This is a genomic window from Clostridium sp. (assembly GCF_021443865.1).
Lineage (GTDB): Bacteria > Bacillota > Clostridia > Clostridiales > Clostridiaceae > Clostridium.
Map to the genome: position 1 here is coordinate 67,685 of NZ_JABUTB010000002.1, position 26,440 is coordinate 94,124.

At 27.2% G+C, this 26,440-nt stretch carries 22 protein-coding genes and 1 pseudogene; 14 read left to right on the forward strand and 9 right to left on the reverse strand.

Annotation, left to right across the window (positions count from 1 at the left end; translation table 11 throughout):
- Positions 1 to 75: 75 nt before the first annotated feature.
- From HUJ77_RS00495 to HUJ77_RS00505, 3 genes are all read right to left on the reverse strand, one after another.
- Complete coding sequence (locus HUJ77_RS00495) at positions 76 to 876, reverse strand: Rpn family recombination-promoting nuclease/putative transposase (protein WP_291706608.1); 801 nt, start codon at positions 874 to 876, stop codon at positions 76 to 78.
- Positions 877 to 1,064: 188 nt separating this feature from the next.
- Positions 1,065 to 2,348, reverse strand: a complete 1,284-nt coding sequence (locus tag HUJ77_RS00500) for an MFS transporter (RefSeq protein WP_291706609.1) — start codon at positions 2,346 to 2,348, stop codon at positions 1,065 to 1,067.
- 194 nt (positions 2,349 to 2,542) lie between these two features.
- Positions 2,543 to 3,844 (reverse strand): ectonucleotide pyrophosphatase/phosphodiesterase, encoded by a 1,302-nt coding sequence (locus HUJ77_RS00505; RefSeq protein WP_291706610.1) that lies wholly within the window; start codon positions 3,842 to 3,844, stop codon positions 2,543 to 2,545.
- 149 nt (positions 3,845 to 3,993) lie between these two features.
- Between HUJ77_RS00505 and HUJ77_RS00510 the strand changes: the two genes are divergently transcribed.
- Genes HUJ77_RS00510 through HUJ77_RS00520 form a run of 3 tightly spaced genes read left to right on the forward strand, consistent with a single transcriptional unit; the run spans position 3,994 to position 5,606 of the window.
- The gene (locus tag HUJ77_RS00510; RefSeq protein WP_291706611.1) at positions 3,994 to 4,578 is read left to right on the forward strand and encodes a hypothetical protein; all 585 of its coding nucleotides are present in this window, start codon (positions 3,994 to 3,996) and stop codon (positions 4,576 to 4,578) included.
- Positions 4,579 to 4,636: 58 nt separating this feature from the next.
- On the forward strand, positions 4,637 to 5,311 hold the full coding sequence (locus tag HUJ77_RS00515) for a response regulator transcription factor (RefSeq protein ID WP_291706612.1): 675 nt from the start codon (positions 4,637 to 4,639) through the stop codon (positions 5,309 to 5,311).
- On the forward strand, positions 5,298 to 5,606 hold the full coding sequence (locus HUJ77_RS00520; protein WP_291706613.1) for a hypothetical protein: 309 nt from the start codon (positions 5,298 to 5,300) through the stop codon (positions 5,604 to 5,606). Before HUJ77_RS00515 ends, HUJ77_RS00520 begins: the two co-directional genes overlap by 14 nt.
- A 327-nt stretch (positions 5,607 to 5,933) precedes the next feature.
- Here HUJ77_RS00520 and HUJ77_RS00525 read toward each other — a convergent pair whose 3' ends face one another.
- The 3 genes from HUJ77_RS00525 to HUJ77_RS00535 all read right to left on the reverse strand — a co-directional run bounded on the left by HUJ77_RS00525 (position 5,934) and on the right by HUJ77_RS00535 (position 8,194).
- Positions 5,934 to 7,685, reverse strand: coding sequence for a methyl-accepting chemotaxis protein (locus tag HUJ77_RS00525; RefSeq protein ID WP_291706614.1), 1,752 nt, complete (start codon positions 7,683 to 7,685; stop codon positions 5,934 to 5,936).
- 105 nt (positions 7,686 to 7,790) lie between these two features.
- Positions 7,791 to 7,955: a hypothetical protein gene (locus HUJ77_RS00530; protein WP_291706615.1), complete on the reverse strand. Its 165-nt coding sequence runs from the start codon at positions 7,953 to 7,955 to the stop codon at positions 7,791 to 7,793.
- A gap of 23 nt (positions 7,956 to 7,978) precedes the next feature.
- Positions 7,979 to 8,194, reverse strand: a complete 216-nt coding sequence (locus tag HUJ77_RS00535; protein ID WP_291706616.1) for a hypothetical protein — start codon at positions 8,192 to 8,194, stop codon at positions 7,979 to 7,981.
- A gap of 202 nt (positions 8,195 to 8,396) precedes the next feature.
- Here HUJ77_RS00535 and HUJ77_RS00540 point away from each other — a divergent pair, with 202 nt between their 5' ends.
- The 5 genes from HUJ77_RS00540 (at position 8,397) to HUJ77_RS00560 (ending at position 14,297) form a co-directional block, all read left to right on the forward strand.
- Positions 8,397 to 9,335, forward strand: a complete 939-nt coding sequence (locus HUJ77_RS00540) for a type I phosphomannose isomerase catalytic subunit (protein WP_291706617.1) — start codon at positions 8,397 to 8,399, stop codon at positions 9,333 to 9,335.
- A 154-nt stretch (positions 9,336 to 9,489) separates the two neighbouring features.
- Complete coding sequence (locus HUJ77_RS00545) at positions 9,490 to 10,200, forward strand: GntR family transcriptional regulator (RefSeq protein ID WP_291706618.1); 711 nt, start codon at positions 9,490 to 9,492, stop codon at positions 10,198 to 10,200.
- Between the two features lie 118 nt (positions 10,201 to 10,318).
- A complete protein-coding gene (locus HUJ77_RS00550) occupies positions 10,319 to 11,719 on the forward strand; it encodes a glycoside hydrolase family 1 protein (protein ID WP_291706619.1) in 1,401 nt (466 codons plus the stop codon).
- Positions 11,720 to 11,764: 45 nt separating this feature from the next.
- Entirely contained in the window at positions 11,765 to 12,676 is a 912-nt protein-coding gene (locus HUJ77_RS00555) for an ROK family protein (RefSeq protein ID WP_291706620.1), read from the forward strand.
- Positions 12,677 to 12,845: 169 nt separating this feature from the next.
- Positions 12,846 to 14,297, forward strand: coding sequence for an ABC transporter substrate-binding protein (locus HUJ77_RS00560; protein ID WP_291706621.1), 1,452 nt, complete (start codon positions 12,846 to 12,848; stop codon positions 14,295 to 14,297).
- A 70-nt stretch (positions 14,298 to 14,367) separates the two neighbouring features.
- Here HUJ77_RS00560 and HUJ77_RS00565 read toward each other — a convergent pair whose 3' ends face one another.
- The 3 genes and pseudogenes from HUJ77_RS00565 to HUJ77_RS00575 all read right to left on the reverse strand — a co-directional run.
- Positions 14,368 to 14,820, reverse strand: a complete 453-nt coding sequence (locus tag HUJ77_RS00565) for a glycoside hydrolase family 125 protein (RefSeq protein ID WP_366032499.1) — start codon at positions 14,818 to 14,820, stop codon at positions 14,368 to 14,370.
- 20 nt (positions 14,821 to 14,840) lie between these two features.
- Positions 14,841 to 15,065 carry a hypothetical protein gene (locus HUJ77_RS00570; protein WP_291706657.1) on the reverse strand — a complete coding sequence of 75 codons (225 nt, stop codon included), beginning with the start codon at positions 15,063 to 15,065 and terminating at the stop codon, positions 14,841 to 14,843.
- 126 nt (positions 15,066 to 15,191) lie between these two features.
- Positions 15,192 to 15,527, reverse strand: a pseudogene (locus tag HUJ77_RS00575) (DUF624 domain-containing protein); the annotation flags it as partial.
- Positions 15,528 to 15,724: 197 nt separating this feature from the next.
- Between HUJ77_RS00575 and HUJ77_RS00580 the strand changes: the two are divergent.
- The 6 genes from HUJ77_RS00580 to HUJ77_RS00605 all read left to right on the forward strand — a co-directional run bounded on the left by HUJ77_RS00580 (position 15,725) and on the right by HUJ77_RS00605 (position 26,351).
- On the forward strand, positions 15,725 to 17,455 hold the full coding sequence (locus tag HUJ77_RS00580) for a histidine kinase (RefSeq protein WP_291706622.1): 1,731 nt from the start codon (positions 15,725 to 15,727) through the stop codon (positions 17,453 to 17,455).
- A gap of 2 nt (positions 17,456 to 17,457) precedes the next feature.
- Complete coding sequence (locus HUJ77_RS00585; RefSeq protein ID WP_291706623.1) at positions 17,458 to 18,978, forward strand: response regulator; 1,521 nt, start codon at positions 17,458 to 17,460, stop codon at positions 18,976 to 18,978.
- A gap of 153 nt (positions 18,979 to 19,131) precedes the next feature.
- Complete coding sequence (locus HUJ77_RS00590; RefSeq protein WP_291706624.1) at positions 19,132 to 20,091, forward strand: ABC transporter permease subunit; 960 nt, start codon at positions 19,132 to 19,134, stop codon at positions 20,089 to 20,091.
- A gap of 20 nt (positions 20,092 to 20,111) precedes the next feature.
- The gene (locus tag HUJ77_RS00595) at positions 20,112 to 21,119 is read left to right on the forward strand and encodes a carbohydrate ABC transporter permease (protein WP_291706625.1); all 1,008 of its coding nucleotides are present in this window, start codon (positions 20,112 to 20,114) and stop codon (positions 21,117 to 21,119) included.
- An 85-nt stretch (positions 21,120 to 21,204) separates the two neighbouring features.
- Positions 21,205 to 24,342, forward strand: a complete 3,138-nt coding sequence (locus HUJ77_RS00600) for an alpha-mannosidase (protein ID WP_291706626.1) — start codon at positions 21,205 to 21,207, stop codon at positions 24,340 to 24,342.
- 131 nt (positions 24,343 to 24,473) lie between these two features.
- Positions 24,474 to 26,351 carry a glycoside hydrolase family 20 zincin-like fold domain-containing protein gene (locus tag HUJ77_RS00605; RefSeq protein ID WP_291706627.1) on the forward strand — a complete coding sequence of 626 codons (1,878 nt, stop codon included), beginning with the start codon at positions 24,474 to 24,476 and terminating at the stop codon, positions 26,349 to 26,351.
- Positions 26,352 to 26,440 lie beyond the last annotated feature (89 nt).

Below are 26,440 nucleotides of genomic sequence, written 5' to 3' on the forward strand. Positions count from 1 at the left end.
ATTTCCAGTTATATTCGTAAATCAAATTTATTATTTACACAAATTTTTAAACATTCTCAACCAATTAGGTTTCCGCTATATTGTAATATTTAAAATTTCTTCTTTGCTAAGTTTTGTGTATTTCATTATTTTTTCAATAGGCTCATTATCTTTAAGCATTTCTTTAGCTAGATTCAATCTTTCTTCTTCTCTACCTTCTTTTCTACCTTCTTCTAACTTTTCTCTATCACGTTCTAAAAGTGTCATAAATTCCACCTCCACATTAGGATTACTCTTAACTTCAATTACTCTTCTATGAATATTTTTAACTAAAGTACTCTTGCTTTTTTCAGCTGTTTTATCATCTGAATTCTCTACATACTCTAAAAATTCAATTAGTTCTTCACTTAAATCATTTAATATTCCCTTTGTATTTAATATTATTTTATTTGTATCATCTTCTAATTTTATAGTATTATCTTCAACACATACAGTTTCAAATGTATATTTATGTCTTCCTGCTTTAAATAAGTCAAAAGTACATATGAAAATAATATAACTTTTAGATAGCTTTTTATAATCTTCACCTTTACTGATTAAATCTAAATCAATATTTCCTTGATAATATCTTAATCTTTTGGGAAGATTTCTATTATTTCCTCTTTGCATTTCAACATTATAAACTGTATTATTTTCATCTTTAACATATATATCTAATCTAATGCCTTTACTTTCTAAAAGTAAATCTATAGTCTTTTGATTTTCAGGCATTTCTATTTTTTCAATTTCAATTTCTAAAAGCTTTTCTAAAAATTCTTTACATATTTCTTTATCACTCATTACTTTAGCAAATAAGAAATCATCTTCTAAATTTAATTCTTTTAAAGTTTTAATCATTACAATTTTCCTTATTTAAATTTATTTTGTCATTTACTTAAGTTCTTACCTTTATTATATAAAATTATTCAATTAATCTCAACGATAAATTAGTAGGTATAGTTTATGTAAAAACATAGTTCTAAAGAAAGTTAAATACTAACTTTAGAGCTATGTTTATTTTGATGTTATTTTAATATATTTTCAAATTACATTGATAAATCTTTATTTTGACTCATAGCAGCTTTATGATTAGTATCATCTACTCTTGTTAAGCAAAGGAATCCTATTACAAATAGTACTATTAAGCTTAAAATACCATTTCTAGTATGACCTGTTGCTTGAGTTATTATTGCCATAAGTAATGGACCCATAATAGCAGCGAACTTTCCGAAGATATTATAGAAACCAAAGAACTCATTTGCATTTTCTTTAGGTACCATCTTTCCGTAGAAGGACCTAGAAATTGCTTGGATACCACCTTGAGCAGAGCCAACTGCCATAGCTAGAATCCAGAAGTCTAAGGTAGTTTTTATAAAATATCCATAAATACATATTATAGTATAAGTAATAATTCCGATGTAAAGTAATTTTTTACCACCAATTTTTTCAGATAACTTACCATATAACATTGTAAATGGGAAAGCTACAAATTGAGTTAATAGTAAAATTATAAGTAAGGATATCATAGAAATTCCAAGGTCAGTTCCATAGGAGGTAGCCATACCTATAATAGTATCTACACCATCTATATAGAAGAAGTATGCTATTAAGAATAAGAATATATTTTTATGATTTTTAATAGCTTTAAGTGTAGTAAATAATCTTTTAAAGGATTTTTTTACAGGATTCTTTTCTGGTTCAACATAGTATATTTGATTAACATTCTTTAATATTGGAATGGTAAATATCATCCACCATAGTGATGTAATTAAAAAGGTAATCTTACATGCAAGGGCAAGACTAATAGGTAAAATTTCTTTTTGAGAAAGTAAAACTACACCTATTGAAATAATAAATGGAATTGTACTTCCAATATATCCAAGAGCAAATCCATAGGATGAAACCTTATCCATTCTATCTGGAGTAGTTACATCTATTAAAAATGCATCATAGAAAATATTAGTTCCAGAGAATCCAACTAAGGCAAAGCCATAGCATATTAATAATAATATAGGATTATTTTCTGGAATAAAAGCAAGTAAAGTTGTAAATAAAACACCTATACTAAAGAAGAACTTAAAAAATCTCTTTTTATTTCCCTTATAATCAGCTATAGTACCAAGAATTGGTGCAAGTATTGATACAACCATAGTAGATAAGGAAATAGTATATCCCCAAAGAGCTGTAGAATTAGCAGAGGACATTCCACCTGCTGATGCAACAGATTTGAAATATATAGGCAATACAGTAGATGTAATAGTCATTGAATAAGCAGAGTTAGCCCAATCATAAAATGCCCAACTCTTTTCTTGTTTTGTTAAACTTTTCATATTTTCCCCCTTTAAAGATAATATTTTAAACGTAGATTGTCCAAATTCAATTTAAAATTTTTTCTCAAGTTTAGTATTAATTTTTTTATTATTTTTGTTAAATTATATTATTGCAAATTACATATATTCCTTGTAAGTCCATATGGAGCTTGCAATTTAGTGGGAGAACACTATATGTAATTTGCATTAATTTACTACTCAAAAATTCTTAGTTCTGCTTCTCCATCAGTTTTCCCAAGGTTAACTCCTAGAATTTTAGCTAGTGTAGGACCATGATTAATAAGCTTACCACCATCAATTTTAAGTCCTTTCTTTATACCTTTTCCATAAGCCATAAAGAAGGTAGTATAGTTAGATTTTTTAGGGTGATATCCATGAGTTGCCTTAGTTCTATGAGGAACATTTCCAACTTCATCTTCCTTCACTTTTTCAATTACACTTCCTAAAGCTTCATTAACAAAATAAAAATTATTATTACCTTCAACCATAAAACTACAATTAGGGTCAGCACCTTCATTTTCAGCTTCCTTTGAAGTTAATATAAATTCAATAGGTGAGTTTTCCTTATTTTTTAGTTCCTCTAATAATTCCTTAACTATTTCATAAGTTTTGCTATCATTTTTATCTTTTAGATAGACATAAGAAGACCCATCGCAGCTTTTAGCTACAGCCTTATAAGATTTAATTACTCCTTTGTCATTAACATTAAGTAAGCCCTTTTCTCTAAATAAGGAGTTAAGTCTAATTAAATAATCACCATCTAAAGCACTATGATCACCTAAAGCAACAATAGTACAATCTTCAAAGATATTTGCTTCTTTTAAAGTAGTTATTAACTCTCCCAATCTTTCGTTATGTCTTATTAATGCTTCACTAACTTCCTTGCTATTATATCCATGATAATGTCTGTTAGTATCAACATCTGTATAGTGAATCAATAACAAATTAGGTTTATATTTAGCAATAGTATATTTTGCAGATTCATGAACAAAGTTATCTAAAGCAGGTTGAGATAACCCATGTCTTAAATATCCGAAACGCTTATTTAAATCTAATTGATATTTAACACTTCCAGATAGAGCAGACATAACCAATTGGTTTTGCCAAGGTTTTGGAGCAAATATTTCTGTTAAATTATAATTTATGCTACTGCGTCCAGAAACCGGCCATAATAAAGCAGCAGTAGTTAATCCCTTTTCAGCTGCTAAATCATATATGGTAGGTGCTTTTATATATTTCCTATACCAATACCAATTTGGATTCATATCAGAAAACTTATTTAAAGTATTATTTATAATCCCATGATTTTTAGGATACATTCCTGTGCTAATTGTAGCATGGGCAGGATAAGTTAATGTTGGATAGACACTTTCAACATTTGTTATTAAGCTACCATTATCTATTAAGTATTTAAAATTATTTAGTTTCTTTAGTTTATCAATATCTTCTGATGATACAGCATCAAATGATATGACTATCAAATATTTTGATTCCATTTTTCCTCCAATCTTTCTATATAGTATAATTTATATATTAATTATACATTTATTTTAATAGAAATAGAATATATTGGTATAAAACATTATATTTTAATATTATAGATTTAATTATTATATAGAATCATGCTGAAAATGTGGTGATATAAATGAGCAAAGATAATTGTAATCCCTATGCTGGTGGAGAAGTTCCACCCTGTAGTGAGTTTTTAGGTAATGCTAATCCAATAATTAAAGATGGAGAATTAATTTTTAAAAATAACAATAGAGTATTTTATTTTTTAAGTACAAATTCACTAATTAATAATTCTACCACAGGGTGTTTTGCCCTTGGAAGTTCAAATGTTCAAACTAATTTACAAATTAGTTTAGAAACCTTCTTGGTAGGTTTATATATAAATGAAGTAGAGATTGGCAATATAAAACATTCAAAAGATAATACTATTCATAGTAATAAAGAAGCCAATGATTTTATTAACACTACCCTTGAAAATAATCCAGAGATAACAGTAGACTACAATCCAGAAATAATAATAGTTATATCTAACAGTAATGCTATTCTTTCCTTATATACAAATATAATAAACATATCTCCTTTAAATTATTACATCCTATTTATATTAAATAGATTAGAAAATAATCCAGGATTATTCTTTGGAAACAATTCTTATGCCACAGAAGATTCAATTAATTTTAGCTTAGCAGATTTAGCATTAAGATTTCCCTTTGAATGAAAATAATGAGATAATAAGATTATTAAATTATAAAGGACTATAATCTAGGGGTGAGAATATGGAGAGAATACTTATAGTAGAAGATGAAAAGCAAATTAGTAAAGTAATGAAATTATATCTAGAAAAAGAAGGCTATTCTATTGATTTAGCTAGTGATGGGAAAATAGCAGATGAATTAATAGGAAATAATATTTATGACCTTGTTATACTAGATATTATGATGCCCTATAAGGATGGATGGTATCTTTTAAAAAAGATAAAATCCATAAATAATAGTACACAAGTTATTATTACTAGTGCTAGAGGAGAAGAAGAGGATAGAATCTTTGGACTTGAGCTAGGTGCAGATGATTATATGGTTAAACCAATAAGTATGAGAGAGCTATTATTAAGAGTTTCATTAAGACTAAAGAATTCAAAAAAGGAAGAAATAGATGAATTTTATTTAGGGAGCTTAAAGGTAGAGAATAATAATAGAAGAGTTTTTGAAGGTAATAAAGAAATAATCTTAACTCCTAAGGAATATGACTTAATGCTATTTTTTATTGAAAATAAAAATAGGGTGTACTCAAGGGAAGACTTAATATTAAAGGTTTGGGGATATGATTTCTATGGCGATTCAAGAACAGTTGATACTCATATTAAAAAACTTAGGGAAAAGATTACTTTCTTTAGAGATAATTTAAAAACTATATGGAGGGTAGGCTATAGCCTTACAATTGAAAATGAATAAGATAGGTAAAAGAATTATTAAATACATGATTATTATTAATTTAATAGTAGCAGTTGTAGGAATCTTACTAACTTCTTTTATACTTCCTAAGGTATATATTAATAATGAGTACTCTGATTTAGAGAATGTAAGTGAGTATTTTATAGAGGCAGCAAAAAATAATACTACTATAGATTTAGGAAATATATATGCTGTATTAATAAAAGATAATTCAGTTACTAATCTGTGGAAGAAAAGTATGGGCGGAGATGGAAGAGGTCCTATGTCACAAATGGGTAGGTTGGAGGTAGTGTAGCTACTTTTGCAGCAGAAACTAATGAAGATACCACAGTAAATGAAGTAAACACAATTACTGAAGAAAGTAATACTTATGGAAAAGAAAATTGTCCATATTATACTGAAGAAAATAAGGGGTTAGGAAATCCAGAATGTCCATATTATGAAGAAAATCATAATGAAAATAATGAAGGTCTTGGACAAGGGAAAAGATATGGTTATAATTCAGAAAATAAGGGGAATGGTAATTGTAACGGAACTGGACAAAGAAATATGAGAGGCAGAAGTAATAATTAATAAAAAATAGGAGCTGTTGCGACAGCTCCTATTTTTAGTCATTATCTAATTAAATGCTTTTTTCTAATTTAAACTTTGATACAAGATCAAGAAGTTCTTGAGATACTTCAACTTGCTTTGTAGCAGTATCCACCATCATTATGACAGTTTCAGTTGTTTCTGTTATACTATTTTTTACATTATCAACAGTACCAGATGAATTTTGTGACATAGAGGCTAATGATTGAATAGCATCGCTTAATTCAGACATAGTTGCTGAAACTTCTTCAGACATAGCAGCTATATTTTCACTCATTTCTCTTATAAATAATCCATCTTTTTCGTATTTATCACCAACATCTATAAAGTTATTAAATTCTGTCATTATTTCTGTATTAATAAAGTCTAGAAGATTTTTACTGCTATTAGTAATATCATTAAATGCAGTTTTTACTTCACTTATTGTATTTTTAACATTTTGAACAGAAATCTTAGATTGTTCAGCAAGAACTCTAACTTCTTCAGCTACTACTGCAAAGCCTTTTCCTTGTTCCCCTGCACGAGCTGCTTCAATAGCTGCATTTAATGCTAAAAGATTTGTTTGTTCAGCAATTTCTTCAATAGAGTTTGCCATATGTACTATTTCATTAACAACATTTCCTCTATCTATAGAAGACTTTATATTCTTTTCAAAGTCTTTATAAATAGAATTTGTATTGTTAATTACATATTCAGTATTATCTTTAATTTCTGTAGATCTTCTTTGGATCTTTTCAGCATTCATATTACCATCATTAGCTTTTTCAGAAAGAACTTCTATGCTAGAAGAAACTTCTATTATAGATGCAGCTAACTCTTCTGTTATTGCACTAGTTTCTTGAATAGTAGAATTAATATCTTGTGTAGCTTCGTTAATTTGATCAAATTGAACAGTAATTTCTTCTATTCCCATAGCAAAATTTTCACTAGATGAATTAACATTCCTAGTAGTATTTGTAACAGTATTTATTATATTTTTTAAATTTTCTTGAGCTATATTTAAGGCAGTTGAAATTTCTCCAAACTCATCCTTATATTTAATTTCTATATTTTCAGATAAATCATATTGAGATAATCTATCAGATAAACCTAATACTTTTTTTAAGGACTTAGATATTCTAGAGGTTATTACAGCTGCGGAAACTAAGGTTGCAAATAATGCAAGTATTAGAACTATAGCAGATACTCTCACAGAATAATTATAAATTTTACTATTTGTATTAAGAGAATCTTCTGCCCAAGTGTTATTTAATTCAACTAAACGAGTTAATTTAATAGTAAGATCATTTCTTAAATTATCAAGTTCTTGAACATGAGTTGCTGCGTGTTCATACTTATTTTCTTCTACTAAATCTATGATTTCATTAGAAACTTCAACATTACTTTTTATACCTTTAATTATTTCATCAAATCTTTGTCTATCTTCATCAGATTTTATAGTCTTATTATATAATTCGATAAGTTGTTCATTACGAGTATTATTGTAAGTAATATTTTGAATTGTTGTTTTTCTTTCAATGTTATTTGGAGTGTTAAGTAATAGTTTACTACTAAGATAGTTAAATGTAGAATTTTCACTTAATTCATTTATGTATGAAATTCCAAGAGTGTTGTTCAGATAAAGACTTTCACTTGCTGTATTAACTTTATAAATACTAAAAAATCCTATCCCCCAAATACATAGTAATAAAACAATTAATAAAGTAAAAGTAATAATAAGCTTAGACGAAATTTTGTTTATCCATTTGAGTTTATTCTTCTTGTTTTTTAGTTTTTTCCTCATATCAATCTCCTTATATGTTATTAATTAAATAAAAAAAGATAACCACTTTAATTATCGATAAAAAATAAGGATAATTAAGTGGTTATCTTAAATTATTACTAAATACTAATAAAATTGATTGGTTTTGCTTACTCTATCTATGTGCTCCCTATCAAAATTATTATCAAGGGAAGCAGATGAATTATTTGATTTTAATGGAGTAGCAACATTTTTGCCTTTCATAGGAATTGTCCCATCTGTTCTTTTCTTTTTATTATTAGATTTAGACATATTACATTCCTCCTAATAATTTACTAAATATCATCATTTAGAGTTGCATCAAACTGTTCTGTGTAATCAAATTCTGCATTTGAAATATTATTTATAACTATTGGATCTTCAACAGTACTTGGTAATATTGAAGAAGGACCTTCTATTTTACCATGACTTATTAAAGCATGTTCTTCTGGAGCATAGCCTGTTCTATCTTCTGGTAAATAAGCATTTTTATTGTTTTTAATTTTTGACATATAAACTCCTCCTTATATAGATATTATTTGAAGGAAAAGATTTTTAATTCCTAGTATTATCTTCTAATATTGTATTAGGAAAATAAAATTTATAAGTGTAACTAAATAAATTATGATAAAATAATCTAGAGTAAAAGAGTTATTGTAGTTAAAGTGAGAAAATAACTTAAAATATATATTTTTAATTAAAAGGAGGAGAATTATGTATCCAATTAAATTCGAAAATTTATATTACGATAAAATTTGGGGCGGAAGAGATTTTGAAAACTTTAGAGATAATCTTCCAGAAGGTGAAATAGGAGAAAGTTGGGATATAGCTTGTCATCCAAATGGAACTGGAACAGTTGAAAATGGTGAATTTAAAGGAATTAAATTTGATGAGTTAATAAATAGATTTGGACATGCTTTAGTTGGTAATAAAATAACATTAGAAAAATTTCCTTTACTTATTAAATTAATAAATTCAAAAGAAAAATTATCAGTACAAGTTCATCCAGGTGATGAATATGCAGCAAAATATGAAGGTGATTATGGTAAAACTGAGGCTTGGTATGTTATGGATGCAAAACCAGGTGCATCTTTAATAGTAGGAACAAAAAATTGCACTAAGGAAGAATTTGAAGCAGCAATAAAGAATAATAAAGTTGAAGAATATTTAAATAAAATTGAAGTTAAAAAAGGAGATTGCTTCTTAATTAATAGTGGTTTAGTACATGCTATTTGCGAAGGGGTTATTATAGCAGAAATCCAACAAAATAGTGATGTAACTTATAGAGTTTATGATTATGGAAGACCAAGAGAAATTCATGTTGATAAAGCTCTTGATGTTATTAATTTTGATCTTCAATGTGAAAATTTAAGTGAGAATGAAGAAGTTAAGAATGAAGGATATTCACAAAGTATTCTTTGTAAAAATCAATATTTTGGAATAGAAAAAATATCAATAGATAGTGAATACCTTGATAAAAGTAATGAAGATAACTTTGATATGTATACTTGTGTTGAAGGTGAAGGAACAATTGAAGGTAAAGGCTTCTTAGAAAATATAAAGATGGGTGATAGCTTCTTAATTCCAGCAACCTTAGGAGATTATAAAATCAAAGGAAATATTAAAGTATTAAAGAGTTATCCAGTAGTTTAATATTAAAAACTTACAAAGTTAAATTGAAAAATTAAAACTCCGAAAGGAGTTTTTTCTTTGATTTTACACTCTTTAAAGTTATAGCTTTTTCGTTGTAGATATATAATTTGTAATATATAATATATTTAATTAATGAAAGATAAGGGGATTTTAAATGACTAAATATGAGGAAATAGCTGCTTCCATAAAAAACAAAATAGCAAGCGGGGAATATAAAGCTAATGATCAATTGCCTTTTGAAAAGAATATGTGTGAAAAATTTAATGCTAGTAAGATGACTGTAAAAAAAGCATTAGATTTATTAGTTACTGAAGGATTAATAGTAAAAAGAAGAGGATCAGGTACCTTCGTAAAGGATATATCACAGAATGAAATAGATAATTTGTCCATTAAAAATCAATTTGCAGGATTCACAGCCACTATGGTTGGACATAATGTAGAAACTAAAATATTAGATTTTAAAATTATAAATGCAGAGGATAAGGTTGCAGAGAATCTAAAGATTGAAAAGGATGATTTTGTTTGTTTAATACACAGAGTTAGATATGTAGATGGGAAAGCAATTGTTATAGAAAAAACATATATGCCATTATATCTTTTCCCTTCAATAAAGAGAGTAGATGTTGAAGGCTCAATTTATAGTTATATAGAAGATAAATTAAAGTATAAGATACAAAGCTGTCATTCCACAGTTAGAGCACAAAAATCAGAGGATCTAGATAAGGAATATTTGAAATTGCAAAGTGATGAACCTGTGCTTGAAATAGAAAGAATTGGGTATTTAGATAATGGAAAAGTATTTGAATATTCATTTTCAAGACATAGATATGATACATATGAATTTAAAGCTATAATTATTAAATAATTATAGCTTTTTTTAAAATAAATCTGAATTTAAATATATATATTAATATAAAAAGTATAGATATATTCTCAATATATAGATATAATTTACTTATAATATTTTGAGGAGGAGAAGTAATATGGCAAATAAATATGTTTTTCCTGAAGGCTTCTGGTGGGGATCAGCAACTTCAGGACCACAAAGTGAAGGTAATTTTAATAAGATAAATAAAAATCTTTTCGACTATTGGTATGAAATAGAACCAGAGGCTTTCTTTGATAGGGTAGGACCAGATGTTGCCTCCAATTTTTATAACTCCTATAAAGAAGATATAGCTATGATTAAGGAAATTGGCTTAAATAGCTTAAGAACTTCTATTCAATGGACTCGTCTTATTAAAAATTTTGAGACTGGAGAAGTTCATGAGGATGGAGTAAAGTTTTATAATAATGTTATTGATGAAATTATAAAAAATGGAATGATTCCTGTAATGAATTTACACCATTTTGATTTACCAATAGAATTATATGAAAAATATGGTGGATGGGAATCAAAATATGTTGTTGACTTATTTGTAAAATTTGCAAAGGTAGCCTTTGAGTTATTTGCAGATAGGGTTAAACATTGGACAACCTTTAATGAACCAATTGTAGTAGTTGAAGGAGAATATCTATATAGATTCCATTATCCTAAAATAGTAAATGGTAAAAAGGCAATGCAAGTTTTATATAACTTAAATTTAGCTTCTGCTAAGGTAATTAAGGAATATAAAGATGGCGGATATGGAAAAGATAATGGACAAATTGGTATAGTATTAAATTTAACTCCTGCATATCCAAGAGATGCTAAAAATGAAAAGGATTTAGAAGCTTCTAAAATAGCTGATAACTTCTTTAACAATTCATTTTTAGATCCAGCTGTAAAAGGAGAGTTTCCAGAGAAGATTGTAAAGCTTTTAAAATCTGAAAATGTGCTTTGGGAATGCACAAATGAAGAATTAGATATTATAAGAAACTATACTGTAGACTTTTTAGGTGTAAATTATTATCAACCAAGAAGAGTAAAGGCAAAGGAAACAGAATTCAATAATTCTAATGGATGGATGCCAGATAAATACTTTGATAATTATGAAATGCCAGGAAGAAGAATGAATATTTATAGGGGATGGGAGATATATCCTGAAGCTATTTATGATATTGGAATTAATATAAGAGACAATTATAACAACATACCATGGTATATTTCTGAAAATGGTATGGGAGTAGAAGGAGAAGAGAGATTTATAAATTCTGAAGGATATATTGAAGATGATTATAGAATAGACTTTTTAAAAGAACATTTAAGTTATCTTCATAAAGCTATTGAAGAAGGTTCTAATTGCTTCGGATATCATTCATGGACTCCTATAGATTGTTGGTCTTGGACTAATGCTTATAAAAATAGGTATGGATATATTGCTGTAGATTTAAATACCCAAAAGAAAACTATAAAAAAATCAGGGAAATGGATAAAAGAAGTGTCTAAAAATAATGGATTTTAAATAGACTGTATTAAGTCTAAATATTTTATATAAGGGAGATAAATGATGAAGAGCTATATTGTATTTGATATTGGTGGAAGCAGTGTAAAATATGCTATTATGACAGAAGAAGGAGAATTTATAAAAAAGGGAAGCTATAAATCAATAAGAAAGGATTTTGATGGTTTTAAGTCTTCTATGATTTCAGAAATAGAAAAGGCTAAGGAAGAGTATAATATAGCAGGAGTAGCTATTAGTGCTCCAGGAGGAGTAGATAGCGATACTGGATTAATAGGTGGAGCAAGTGCTTTACCTTGTATTCATGGACCAAACTTTAAGAAGTTATTTGGAGCAGATTTAGGACTAACTTTAGAAATAGAAAATGATGCAAACTGTGCAGCTTTAGGTGAAGTCTGGAGAGGTAGTGCAAAGGATAATAATGATGTACTTTTTGTAGTTTGTGGAACTGGAATAGGTGGAGCTGTAATTAAAGATAAGAAAATTCATAAAGGAAACAATCTTCATGGTGGAGAGTTTGGATATTTCATTTTAGAAGCTGATAAAAATGGGGAAGATTCAAACTTTAAAACATGGAGTCAAGTAGGTGCAACTGGAGCATTAGCGAGAAATGTTGCTAACCTAAAGGGGATTTCAGAGGATGAGATAGATGGAAGAAAGATATTTGAATTAGCTGAATCAGGAGATGCAGATTGTATTAAGGCTATTGATGATTTCTATTTCAATAATGCAATGGGAATATTTAATTTACAATACACTTATGATCCAGAAAAAATAGTAATTGGTGGAGCAATTAGTAGTAGAGAAGATTTTATAGATAGAATAAATGAAAAGCTAGATATTATAATGAATAAAATTAGCGATGCTAAGATAAGACCAGTAATAGAAAAATGTAAATTTGAAAATGATGCAAATCTTATGGGTGCATTATTCCATTACTTACAAAGAAACAGTATATAGAAATTCATAATTAATGTAAAAAGGGGCTGTTGCGACAGCTCCTTTTGTTTATTTTATATAATTTACCTAGATTTAGTTAATGAAATATGAAATAAGTACACTATAAAAGGATATTTATACATATTATAATAATTTTAGTAAAAGCTATAAAATAAGGAGGAAGGCAGAAATGAGAAAAATAAAAAAGATGGTTGCCCTTGCAACATTCGGAGTGATGGCAATTTCAACTATACTAACAGGATGCGGTGATTCCGCAAAAGCTTCTGGCTCAAATGATGGCAGTCCAACTACTTTAACTTGGTATACCATTGGAGAAGAACCAAAGGATTTAGACAAGGTATTAGCTGAAACAAATAAATATTTAGAAGAAAAAATAAATGCTAATATAAACATGAAGTTTATAGGCTTTGGTGATTATAATCAAAAAATATCTGTAGTAATTAATTCAGGTGAAGATTATGATTTAGCCTTTACATCATCATGGGGTGGAGATTATTTAGGAAATTCAAGAAAGGGAGCTTTCTTAGAATTAGATGAATATTTAAATTCTGATTCGGGAAAGGAATTAAAAGATGCTATTGACCCAAGATTTTGGGAAGGAGCAACTATAGATGGTAAAATTTATGGCGCACCAAATCAAAAAGAGTTAGGAACAGCGCCTATGTGGGTATTCACTAAAGAATATGTTGATAAATATAATATACCATATGAAGATATACATAGTTTAGAAGATTTAGAACCATGGTTAAAGGTTATTAAGGAAAATGAACCTGATGTAGTTCCTTTATATATTACAAAAGGTTTCTCTTATGCAGTATTCTTTGATTTAATAGTAGATCCAGTTGGTATAGAATCAGATGATACATCTTTAACTATAAAGAATATGTATGAAACACAAGAAATGAAAGATAGATTAAAAACTTTAAGAAAGTATTATGAGGCTGGATACATAAATGCAGATTCTGCAACTGCTCAAGATGATACAGCAGTTAAAAGATTTGTAACAAAAGCAGATGGACAACCATATGCTGATAAGATTTGGTCAAAATCATTAAATTATCCTGTTGTATCAAGTCCTATAGTACAAACATTAATTACAAATGCATCTACAACAGGATCCTTAGTTGCAATATCAAGTAATTCAAAAAATAAAGATAAGGCTTTTGAATTCTTATCATTATTGAATACAGATGAAACTTTAAGAAACATGATAAACTATGGTGTAGAAGGCCTTCATTATGAAAAGGTTGGAGAAGATCATATAAAGCTTATTAATCCAGAGCAAAAGAACTATGATGTACCATATTTTTCATTAGGAAATTTATTTATAACTTATAAATTAGAAGGTGAGCCAGATACTAAATGGGATGAATTTAAAGAATTCAACGATAATTCAATAATGTCACCAGCACTAGGATTTAAATTTGATTCTTCAAGTGTTACTAATGAAATTGCTGCAATAAATAATGTTATGGAAGAATTTAAATCAGCTATTTACAGTGGATCAGTTGATGTAGATGAATACTTAGGAAAGCTAAATGCTAAGTTAAAAGAACAAGGAATTGATAGAGTTATAGAGGAAATGCAGAAACAAATAGATGAATGGAAAGAAACTAAGTAATTTAAACAATTTAAGTAATTGAAAAAATAAATGGAGCTATCATATAAAAGAAGCTCCATTTATTTTTAAGTTATTCTATTATTTTTTTATAGATAAAATATGCAAATAATGAATTAGACCAAGCAAACCAATCCCTTGTATATTCATTAGGATTATTGCAGTTAAAACCTTCATGCATATAATATTTATCTCCATGAACATTAATTAAAGTTTTAATTAAGTTATATATTTCTAACATGTTATTAGAGGTTAACCCTTGAATTGAAAGAGCTATATGCCATATATATTCTTCAGGAGTATGGGGACTACCTATTCCAGAGGCATAAGTACCTTCATAATAATAAGGATTATTTTTACTTAAAATAAATTTACGAGTATTTTGATAAATCTCATCATCTATTGACCTATATCCTATATAGGGTATTGATAAAAGACTAGGAACATTAGCATCATCCATTAAATTATAGTTACCTAACCCATCAGTTTCATAAGCATAAATTTTACCGAAATCCTTATGGTAAATATATTATGTACTTATTAATCCTAAATGTTTTGTTCCTTTGATATACTATCTAGTTCTAGTAATAATGACTTATTTACAAATAGTAACAAAAAAGATAGTAGGCTAGAGATAAATAGTATTACTGTACCTGGAGCTACTTCAAATATAATAAGAGTAAAAATAAATAATAATAAATTAGTTATAGTTAATATTGGTCTGGTAAAGCTTAAAATAAATGCTGTTCTTAAAGTATCAATTGTTTTCATTTTAAATCTACTAATGAGTATAGAGATATAAGGTGTAACAATAGCTAAAACAATAAGAATAGTAGAAAATAAGCAAGTTAATATTATATTATGTTTAATTAAAGTGAAAAATCGTATATTAATATAAAGTATATTTATTAGTGAAAGTTCAATGAACCAAATTAGAAATGACTGTTTAAAATTAAGTTTAATTCCCTTTATAAAATCTTTAATAATTTCTAAATCTTTATTTGTAATTATTTTATTCATACAATAAAGCAATGCAGTAAATGTTGGCATGGTGGGAAGTAAACATATTAAGAATAAAGGGAAATATTCAAAGATATTACTTATGCCTACAAATGTAAAGAAGAGTATCAAAGGAATGTTAAAGGCCATAAAAAATAAATTTAATAAGAAAAACCAGAATACATAATTAAATGCCTCAAAAATTTTTTCGAAATTAAATAAATTATTGAACATAAAAATCCCTCCTTAAATTTTTACTTGTAATAAGTAGTATAATTTAAGGTGTATATAAATTCAATTTTTAGGGCGAAATTAGCAGTTTTAACTAGAAAAAATACAATAAAAATAGAATTTAGCAACTTTTAGCAACTTTAAATAAAAAATTTAATATGATTAAATATATATATAAGATATACTGAAAGGGTAGAAATATGGAGATAAGAAAGTCAACGGTATATAAAAGATTATTTACAGTTAATATATTAGTTACTATTTTTTTAATAACAGCACTTGATTTCTATTTTGTAAATACCTTTGTAAAGAACAATAAAGAAATGAAATCCTATATTAATGAAAAAATCCTTTTTGATATTAATGATGAAATAAATAGGATAAATAATTCTAGTGAAATAATTATAAAAAATATGCATAGCGATTTAAGGGTTGAAGAAGATATTCTTAGATTTATGGAAAGAGATACTATTTCTTATCTAACAGATAAATTGGACAGGCTAGCTGAAAGTTCAAGTAATTACTATAATGGTACCGAAAGATTTATAAGTAACTCCTTTAATTTAAATTATAATTTAGAGGAAATTTCATTAGTAAGTTACAGTAGAATGGAAGAAAGTTCTTTTAATAGGGAAAATCAAATTAAAGTAGTAAATATCAATAAGGATAATATACCAACAGAAGAAAGTGATAAAAATATTTTAGCAGGAAAGAATAAACTAAAATTTATAAAAGAAGTGAGAGATCCAATTGACTTAGAAAGCAAGGGGTTAATAATCCTCACATACAACTTAAATACCGTAAAAGATATAGTGAAAAAATATGATGATAAGCATCAAGTGATGATTTTAGATAGTGACGGATATATTATATACCAATCTTATGATGAATATAATTATGAAAAATACCAATATTATGATGAAATATTAAATAGCTATGGTGAAGTAAATTTAGATAAGAAATACTATATAAATAAAATTATGAATCCTTCAAAAATAATTTCTGTATCTAAGATGGAAAAGAGAGAGGTCAATAAAATATCTCCAGTATTAATTAAGTCTATAGTTTTTGTAGATATTTTACTTCTAATTATTTCTTTATCTATTCTATATATTAAATTAAAATTATTAAGTGATAGAACAGATAATATTCTAATTGCTATGGAAAAAGTAAAGAATGGTAATTTAGATGTAGAAATTCCAATTACATCTGATAATGATGAGATTAATTATATTTCTGAGAATTTTAATATAATGTGTAAGGATTTAAATAAACATATTAAAAAAATATATTTAGCAGAAATTGAACAAAAAAAAGCAGAGATGGTGGCATTGCAGAATCAAATTAATCCTCATTTCTTGTACAATACTCTGGAGTCAATAAGAATGAAAGCCATTTGCAATGGTGATAAAGACGTTGGGAAAATGCTATACAATCTTTCTTCTTTATTTAGAAAGCAAGTTAAGGATAGTTATATAATAACTTTAAAGGATGAATTGGACTATTGTATAAAGTATATAGAAATATTTCAATTTAGATATTATGATAATTTTAATTATGAAATAAACTGTCCAAAGGAGCTTGAAAAATATAAAATTGTGAAATTTTCAATACAGCCATTAATTGAGAATTACTTTGTACATGGAATTAAATTTGAAGAGGATGATAATCTATTAAAGATAGATGTAAGTAAAGTAGGAAATGATATTTTAATAAAAATAATAGATAATGGACGAGGTATATCTGAGGAAAAATTAGAAACGATAAATGAAAAATTAATTAATAATATACAGGAAAGTGATTCAATAGGAATAGTTAATGTAAATAAAAGAATTGTTAATGAATATGGGGAAGGCTATGGGCTGAATATATTAAGGAATGAAGAGTGTGGAGTAACTACAATATTAAAAATTTTATGTAAAGAGGTGTAATTATGTATGATGTAATGTTAGTTGATGACGAGAAATTAATTACTCAAGGACTGATGAATATTATTGATTGGGAAAACCTCGGATTAAAAGTAAGAGAAGTAGCACATAATGGAGAAGAAGCCTTAAATAAATTTAAAAATAGAGCTGTAGATATAATAGTAACAGATATTAATATGCCCAAATTAACAGGACTAGAGTTAATTAATGAAATAAAAAAAATAAATTCTAATACCAGATTCACAATTCTTTCAGGATATGATGAATTCAATTATGCAAAAGAGGCAATAAGGTATGGGGTTGAAAGTTATATATTAAAGCCTATAGATGAAGAAGAACTTCAAGAAGCTATGAGTAGAATTGTTAAAGGTTTAGATTTGAAAAAGAAGGAAAAAAACATATTATTAGATAAGAATAAAAAAACAATTCAATATCTAGAGGGAATGCTAGATGAGAATTTTATATATAATATGGAAGAGCCTATTTCAATAGATATATACAACAAGATATATACAGTTGCAAATATAAAAATACTAAGAAGAGAAAATGAAGATAATAAAATATACATTGAAGATATAATCGAAAGAAATACAAATGATAAATTCGAGATGCTTTATAAATATGATGATCAAGTTATATTAGTGAACTCTTGGAATGAAGATATGTCTAGAAAAGATATTATTAATTATTATGAAAATATTAAGCAGGCACTTATTGAAGAGTCTAATAATGACATCTTTATAGGTGTAGGAGATACTGCTTTTGATATAAAAGATATAAGAAAAAGTTATAAAGTAGCTAGTGAATTTAAAAAGTATATATTAACAGAAGGAGTTAATACATGCATATATAAAGAGAAGATTAGAGATATAAAAGAAAATAATAAGAGTTTTAAAGATGAAATAGATTACATAAATAAGTTGATTATAGAGAAAGATAAGAAGTCTTTAAAGAAGTATATATCCGAAATAATAGGTAATAAGAATTTAACACCTAAAAATATTTACGATTTTTCAATAAGAGTAATAATATTAATTGATCAGATATCAGATGAATTTAATATTGAAAAAAAGTATGGAGAAGATAGCTTAAGCAATACAATAATAGAATTATGTAATGAAAGCACTAGAAAAAGTGTTAAAGCCTTTATATTTAGGGAAGTAGAAGACATTATTGAAGCAATGAGTGATGATACAGTGAAATATAGCCCTGTAGTTCAACAAATAGTACATATAGTCAATGAAAAATATTATGAAGAGTTAAGTTTAAAAACTCTAGCATATCAATATAATGTAAATAGTTCATATTTAGGACAAATATTTTCAAAGGAAATAGGATGTTCATTTTCAGAATATTTGAATAAAGCAAAAAATATTAAGGCAAAGGAATTAATACTTAATACAAATATGAGGATAAATGACATAGCTAAAGAAGTAGGATATATTGATACTAGTTATTTCTATAGAAAATTTAAAAAATATTATGGAGTTTGCCCATCAACATTAAGAGAAATGAAGAATTACTAATAAAAGAAGTTGTCTTAGGACAGCTTCTTTCTTGTTATATTATAAAACTTTAATTTCTTCACTAAATCTAAAGTATTTCAACTTTATGGAAAATATCAATTATGATATATTTTAATAAACACAAGAAAGGTTACATAAAAAGGAGGTTAAGAAATGGCTAAATTTAAGGAATTAGATAAAAAGAAGAGAAAATCAAAATTCAAAAAGTTAAAGGATAATAGAGAATTTTTACTATTAACACTACCTGGAACACTTTGGTTTCTGATTTTTGCATATTTACCAATGATAGGTATAGTAATTGCTTTTAAAAATTGGAGAATTAATGGTGGATTTATAGAAAGCTTAATAAGAAGCAAATGGGTAGGACTTAGTAATTTTAGATTTTTATTCAATAGTAGTGATGCATGGCTAATCACAAGAAATACAGTCTTATATAATTTGATTTTTATAGTTTTAGGTATTGTAGTTCCAGTTATATTAGCTATTTTACTTAATGAACTATTAAATAAAAGGTTAGCTAAATTTTATCAAAGTTCTATGTTCTTACCTTATTTTTTATCATGGGTTGTTGTAAGCTATTGCTTATTTGTATTCTTAAGTCCTGAAAAAGGATATTTTAACGGAATTCTGACAACTTTAGGAAAAAATAAAGTTTCTTGGTACACTGAACCTAAGTATTGGACTATAATAATAATATTTATGAGCCAATGGAAGTCAGTAGGTTATGGAACAGTTGTATATTTAGCCTCTATATGCGGAATAGATAAGGGTTACTATGAAGCAGCAATGATTGATGGAGCTACTAAGTGGCAACAAATAAGATATATTACTATTCCTTCATTGAAGCCTGTTTTAGTAATAATGTTTATAACAGCAGTAGGGGGAATGTTTAGAGCAGATTTTGGATTATTCTATCAACTTCCAAAAAATTCGGGAGCCTTATATTCAGTAACTAATGTTATAGATACTTATGTTTATAGAGGATTAATGAACTTAGGTGATATAGGAATGAGTTCAGCGGCAGCACTATATCAATCCTTTGTAGGACTTGTTTTAATATTAGTTACTAATGGAATTGTTAGAAAAGTAGATAATGAAAATGCATTTTTCTAAAAGTAAAGGTGGTGTAGAGTATGGAAGGAAAAATTAATAATATTTCTTATAATACTAAGAATATTAAAAATATAGAAGCAGCAGAGGAAGTAGAAGAAGTAGAAAAATTAAAAGAGGTAGAAGAGCTACCAAACAAATTTAATAGAATATCAAAACCAACAAATACAATTTTAAATATAATGTTTTTATTACTTGCAGCATTATGTATAGTACCATTTTTATTTGTTTTAATGGTTTCCTTCACTAGTGAGGCGGCTTTACAAGTAAATGGATATAGATTTTGGCCAGAAGAATGGAGCTTAGAAGCTTATAAATATATATTTAAATCTGGAAGTAATATAATTAGAGCCTATGGGATAACTATTGTAGTAACTGTTGTTGGAACAATATTAGGATTAGTTATAATGACAACCTTTGCTTATGCATTATCAAGAAAGGATTTTGCATATAGAAAATTCTTTACTAAGCTAATCTTTATTCCAATGTTATTCTCTGGTGGTATGGTTTCATCATATTTAGTAGTAACAAGATTTTTAGGCCTTAAAAATAATATATTGGCACTTATATTACCCATTTGTGTCAGTTCATTTCACATTATAATTTTAAGAACTTTCTTTAAGACTTCAGTACCTGATGCAATTGTAGAATCTGCAAAAATAGATGGAGCTTCAGAATTTCTATTATTTATTAAAGTAATACTACCAATATCCCTACCAGGAATAGCAACTATAGCATTGTTTTTAACCTTAGGTTTTTGGAATGATTGGTTTAATGCAATGCTTTATATAGATAACAATACTTTAATACCAATACAATACTTACTTATAAGATTAGAAACCTCAATGGAATTCTTAATAAACAATTCTAATACCATGGGGTTATCTGCTACTGAAGCAGTATCTCAAATGCCAAAGGAAACAGTAAAAATGGCAATAGTAGTTATAACTACTGTACCTATTATTTTTGCTTATCCATTTTTCCAAAAGTATTTTGTAAGTGGATTAACAATTGGAGCAGTAAAAGAATAGTTTTTATAAATTGCCTAGGTATAAAATTAATAGAGTAGTAATAAAGGGTATAAATTAAAATATTAATATTTTAAGGAGAAGATTTATGTTTTATTTATTAGAAAGAATTGAAAAGATCTGCAATGAAATAGCTAAAAATATACATAGAAATGAGATATCTCTTGATATTTATAAATATATTGATGGAAATTACAATAATATTAATTTAATTAAGGGTTTAAAAGAAGAGGATTGGAGAGAGTTTAGAAGTGGAGACTTATGGGGAGGAAGAGACTGCCATGGGTGGTTTAAATGCTCTATAGAAGTTCCAGAAAATCTTCATGGAAAGGTAATAGCCTTAAACTTTCATACTTTTGATGAAGGATGGGATGCAACGAATCCTCAATTTATGTTATATGTTAATGAAAAAGAAGTACAAGGTCTAGACATAAATCATAGAGAAGTAATTTTAACTCATAATGCTGTTGCTGGAACAAGATATGAAATAGATTTACAGGCATATTCAGGGATGCTTTCTAATAAGAAAGCCACATTATATGGGAAGTTAGTAGAACTAGATTTGAATTCTAGAGAGCTATACTGGAATTTAAAAGTTCCTTTAGATGTATGTAAAGAGTTAGATAGTGAAGACAAAAATAGAATTGATATGATAACTCTTTTAAATGAAGCTATAAATTTAGTAGATTTAAGGAGACCAAAATCAAAGGAATATGATGAAAGTGTTAATGTAGCAAATAACTTTCTAAAAGATAAGTTTTATGGAGAATTATGTGGTGAAGAAAATGTAGTTGCAACTTGTGTAGGACATACCCACATAGACGTAGCATGGCTTTGGACTGTGGCACAGACAAGAGAAAAAGTAGCTAGAAGTTTTGCAACTGTATTAAAGCTAATGGAAGAGTATCCAGAGTATATATTTATGTCATCTCAACCACAGCTTTATAAGATGCTAAAGGAAGATTATCCTCAATTATATGAAAGAGTAAAGGAAAAAATTGGGGAAGGTGTTTGGGAACCAGAAGGCTCTATGTGGCTTGAAGCAGATTGTAATGTTACATCAGGAGAGTCATTAGTAAGACAAATACTTCATGGTAAAAGATTTTTCAAAGAAGAGTTTAATGTTGATAATAAGATATTATGGCTTCCAGATGTATTTGGATATTCAGCAGCATTGCCTCAGTTGCTTAAGAAATCAGATATAGATTATTTTATGACAACTAAAATAGCTTGGAATCAATTTAATAAAATTCCAAATGACACATTTATGTGGAAAGGGATAGATGGAAGTGAGGTATTAACACATTTTATAACAACAACAACTCCTAAACAAGATAGAGCTTCTCACTTCACAACATATAATGGTCATATTCAGCCAGATGCAATAATGGGAGCATGGAGAAGATACCAAAATAAGAATATAAATAATGATGTATTAGTTTCCTTTGGATGGGGAGATGGTGGTGGTGGTGCTACTATCGAAATGCTTGAGAATGCTAGAAGATTATCTAAAGGAATACCAGGAGCACCAAAAGTAAAAATGGGTAAATCACTTGATTATTTCAAGAGATTAGAGAAAAAAGTATTAGGAAATAAAACTTTGAAAAAGTGGGTAGGAGAATTATATCTTGAATACCATAGAGGGACCTACACTTCAATGGCAAGAAATAAAAGAGATAATAGGAAATGTGAAAATCTATATATAGCAGCAGAAAAACTTAGCTCCATTTCCTTATTATTAGGTAATGAATATCCTCAAAGTAATATAAATAATTCATGGGAGAAAATATTATTAAATCAATTCCATGATATTATTCCTGGCTCATCTATTAAAGAAGTTTATGATGTTACAGATGTTGAGTATAAGGAATTGTTAGAAAATGTGGATAATCTTATTGAAAACAGTATAGATGATATACTTTCTAATATAAATATTAAGGAAAGAAGCCTAGTCGTATTTAATACTTTAGGATTTAATAGAAGTGATATTGCAACCTTTGAAATACCAATGGATATAAAAAATCCAGTAATTATTGATGAGAATAACTTTGAAATTCAATGTCAAAAAATAGAGGGAAATAAGGCTATATTTTTTGCTGAGAATATTCCATCCAATGGATATAAAACCTTTAGGGTTATAGAAGCAACAAAATCTAACTATGAATTAGTTAAGATTTCTAAGGAAGAAGTAGAAAATAGATTTTTCAAGGTTAAATTTGATAGTAAGGGACAGATTATCTCATTTATAAATAAGGAAGAAAATAGAGAGATATTAAAAGAAGGAGCAATAGGTAATGAGCTTCAAGCTTTTGAAGATAAACCTATGAGTTTTGATAATTGGGATATAGATATATATTATAAAGAAAAAATGTGGAGAATAGATGATGTTCAAAGCATTGAAGTTATTGAAGAAGGTCCTGTAAGAAGTACACTAAAGGTTGAGAGATGCTTCTTAGATTCAAGAGTAATTCAAAAAATTCATGTGTATAAAGAGGTAGAGAGAATAGATTTTGAAACTTATATAGATTGGAAGGAAAAAGATATCTTAGTTAAGGCAGCCTTCCCAATAGATATAAATGCCAAGGATGCTACTTATGAAATTCAATATGGAAATGTAACTAGACCAACTCATAATAATACATCTTGGGATGTTGCAGCCTTTGAAGTATGTGGTCATAAGTGGGCAGACTTATCAGAAGGAGGCTTTGGGGTTTCATTATTAAATGATTGTAAATATGGTCATGATATAAAGGACGGAAATATGAGATTAACACTATTAAAATCAACATCTGATCCAAATCCAGATGCAGATAAGGAAGAGCATTTCTTCACTTATTCAATATATACTCATACTGGAACATGGAAGGAAGCTAAAACTGTTAATGAAGGCTATGAGTTAAATACACCTTTATTTACAAAAATTACAGAAGCTAAAGAAGGGTCATTAGAAGGAGAATTAAGTTTAGCTAGTGTAAATAAAGATAATGTAATGATTGAGGTTATAAAAAAGGCGGAAGATAGTGATGATTTAATAATCAGACTATATGAATTCCATAATAGGAAATCAAATGTTGATTTAACTTTCTTTAGAGATATAGAGAAGGCTGTAGAGTGTAATTTATTAGAAAGAGATATAGAAGATGTAAATGTAGATGTAAATGGAAATACTATGAGCTTTACAATTAAGCCTTTTGAAATAAAAACCTTTAAAGTTAAGCTTAGGTAATTAAAGTTATAAGGTAATAATATATCAAGATTTTTATAAATTAAGATATTTTATTACCTTTAATATTAAATAAGTCTTATAAAAATCAAGAGAAAATATATAAGTATTTTAATTAAGTGGGAGGAGTATAAATGAATATAATTCCAGTACCTAGAAGTATAAAATATCTTGAAGAAAGTTTTAAGTTAAAAAGAGAAACTAATATAATTTTAGATTACAACTGTTCCTTTGAGGATTTAGATTCTGCAATATTATTGCAAAAGGAAATAAATAAGGATTTTGGACTTAAAATAAATATAACTAAGGCTTCTAATTACAATATTAATAATATGTTTATATTATTAAAGAAAATTCCATCAATGGAAGAGGAAGAGTATAAACTAATAATAAAAGAAGATAGGATTGAAATAAATGCTTCTAGTGATAAAGGCTTATTTTATGGAATTCAGACATTAATACAAATAATAAGAGAATATGGATATAGCTTGCCAGCAGTAATAATTGAGGATAAGCCTTACTTTAAGCATAGAGGCTTTTATCATGATATTACTAGGGGAAAGGTGCCTAAGCTTGAGACACTAATGAAGTTAGTAGATAAGGCAGCATTTTATAAGATAAATGAACTTCAATTATATATTGAACATACCTTTGCATTTAAAGGAATGAGCGAAGTTTGGATGGATAAAGACCCATTAACTTCAGAGGAAATACTTTTATTAGATAACTATTGTAGAAAAAAACATGTGGAGCTTATACCATCAATAGCAACCTTTGGACACTTATATGAAGTTTTAAAAACTCAATCCTTTAAAAGATTATGCGAATTAGATTTACCAGAAAAAGAAGAAACTAAGTTTTCTTTTATAGATAGAATGGCTCATCATACGCTAAATGTTAGTGATGAAGGTAGCATAAAATTAGTTAGAGGAATGTTAGAAGAATTTATACCACTATTTTCATCTAATAAATTTAATATATGTTGTGATGAAACCTTTGATTTAGGCAAGGGAAAAAGTAGTAAAGAGGCTGAAGAATTAGGAGTCGGAAAGCTTTATGTTGATTTTCTCAATAAAGTTATTTCTATTGTAAAAAAATATCATAAAGAAGTAATGTTTTGGGGAGATGTAATATTAGGGCATCCAGATTTAATAGACACTATAGACAAAGATGCAATTTGCCTAAATTGGAATTATTGGTATGGTGCTGAAGAGAAGGATACAAAAGCAATTTATGAAAGTGGTAGAAAACAATATGTATGTCCTGGGGTAGCAGGATGGAACCATTTAATGAATTTAATGGATAATGCTTTTGAGAATATATATAGAATGGTTTCCTATGGAGTAAAATATAATGCCATAGGAGTGTTAAATACCAATTGGGGAGACTTTGGAAATATTAATTTATTACCTAGCTCTATTCCAGCTATGATATATGGTGCTGCATTATCTTGGAATCCAGAAATAGAAAAAGATTTTAATAAAATGTATAAGGATATATCTGTTATAGAGTTTGAAGATAGTAGTGGAACTTTAGTTAAATTATTAGCAGATTTAGGAAAGTGTCAGCATTTTAACTGGGAAGACCTTGTAGTATGGAAGGAAAAATTTAATACTGATGAACCTATAAAAGAGCAATTAATAAATAAAATGAAAAAAGCAAATCTTAGTGAAATACATGATTTGAAAGAGAAGGTATATAAAATAATAGAAAGATTCCAATATCTATCTTATGGAATCAAAGATATAGAAGCAAAGGAGATAATTCAAGAATTTATAATTGCATCTAGAGGAATATCATTGATAAATGAAATAATGGTGGTAATAATAAATTGTGAATTATATAAGGATAATTCTAATTTAGAAAATACTAAGTATAAAGAATTAGCTAAAGCCTTTGAAGAGTGGTTCTATGATTATTCAAGTATATGGAGAAAAACTAATAAGGAAAGTGAATTATATAGAATAAAAGATGTAATTAAATACACTTGTAGCTATTTAAGGTATATATAAAATAGACAATAAATATATATGTATTTATAATTATATATAAGGAGTTTTATTATAAAAGAAATTAGCTCCATTAATATAAGAAGAATATT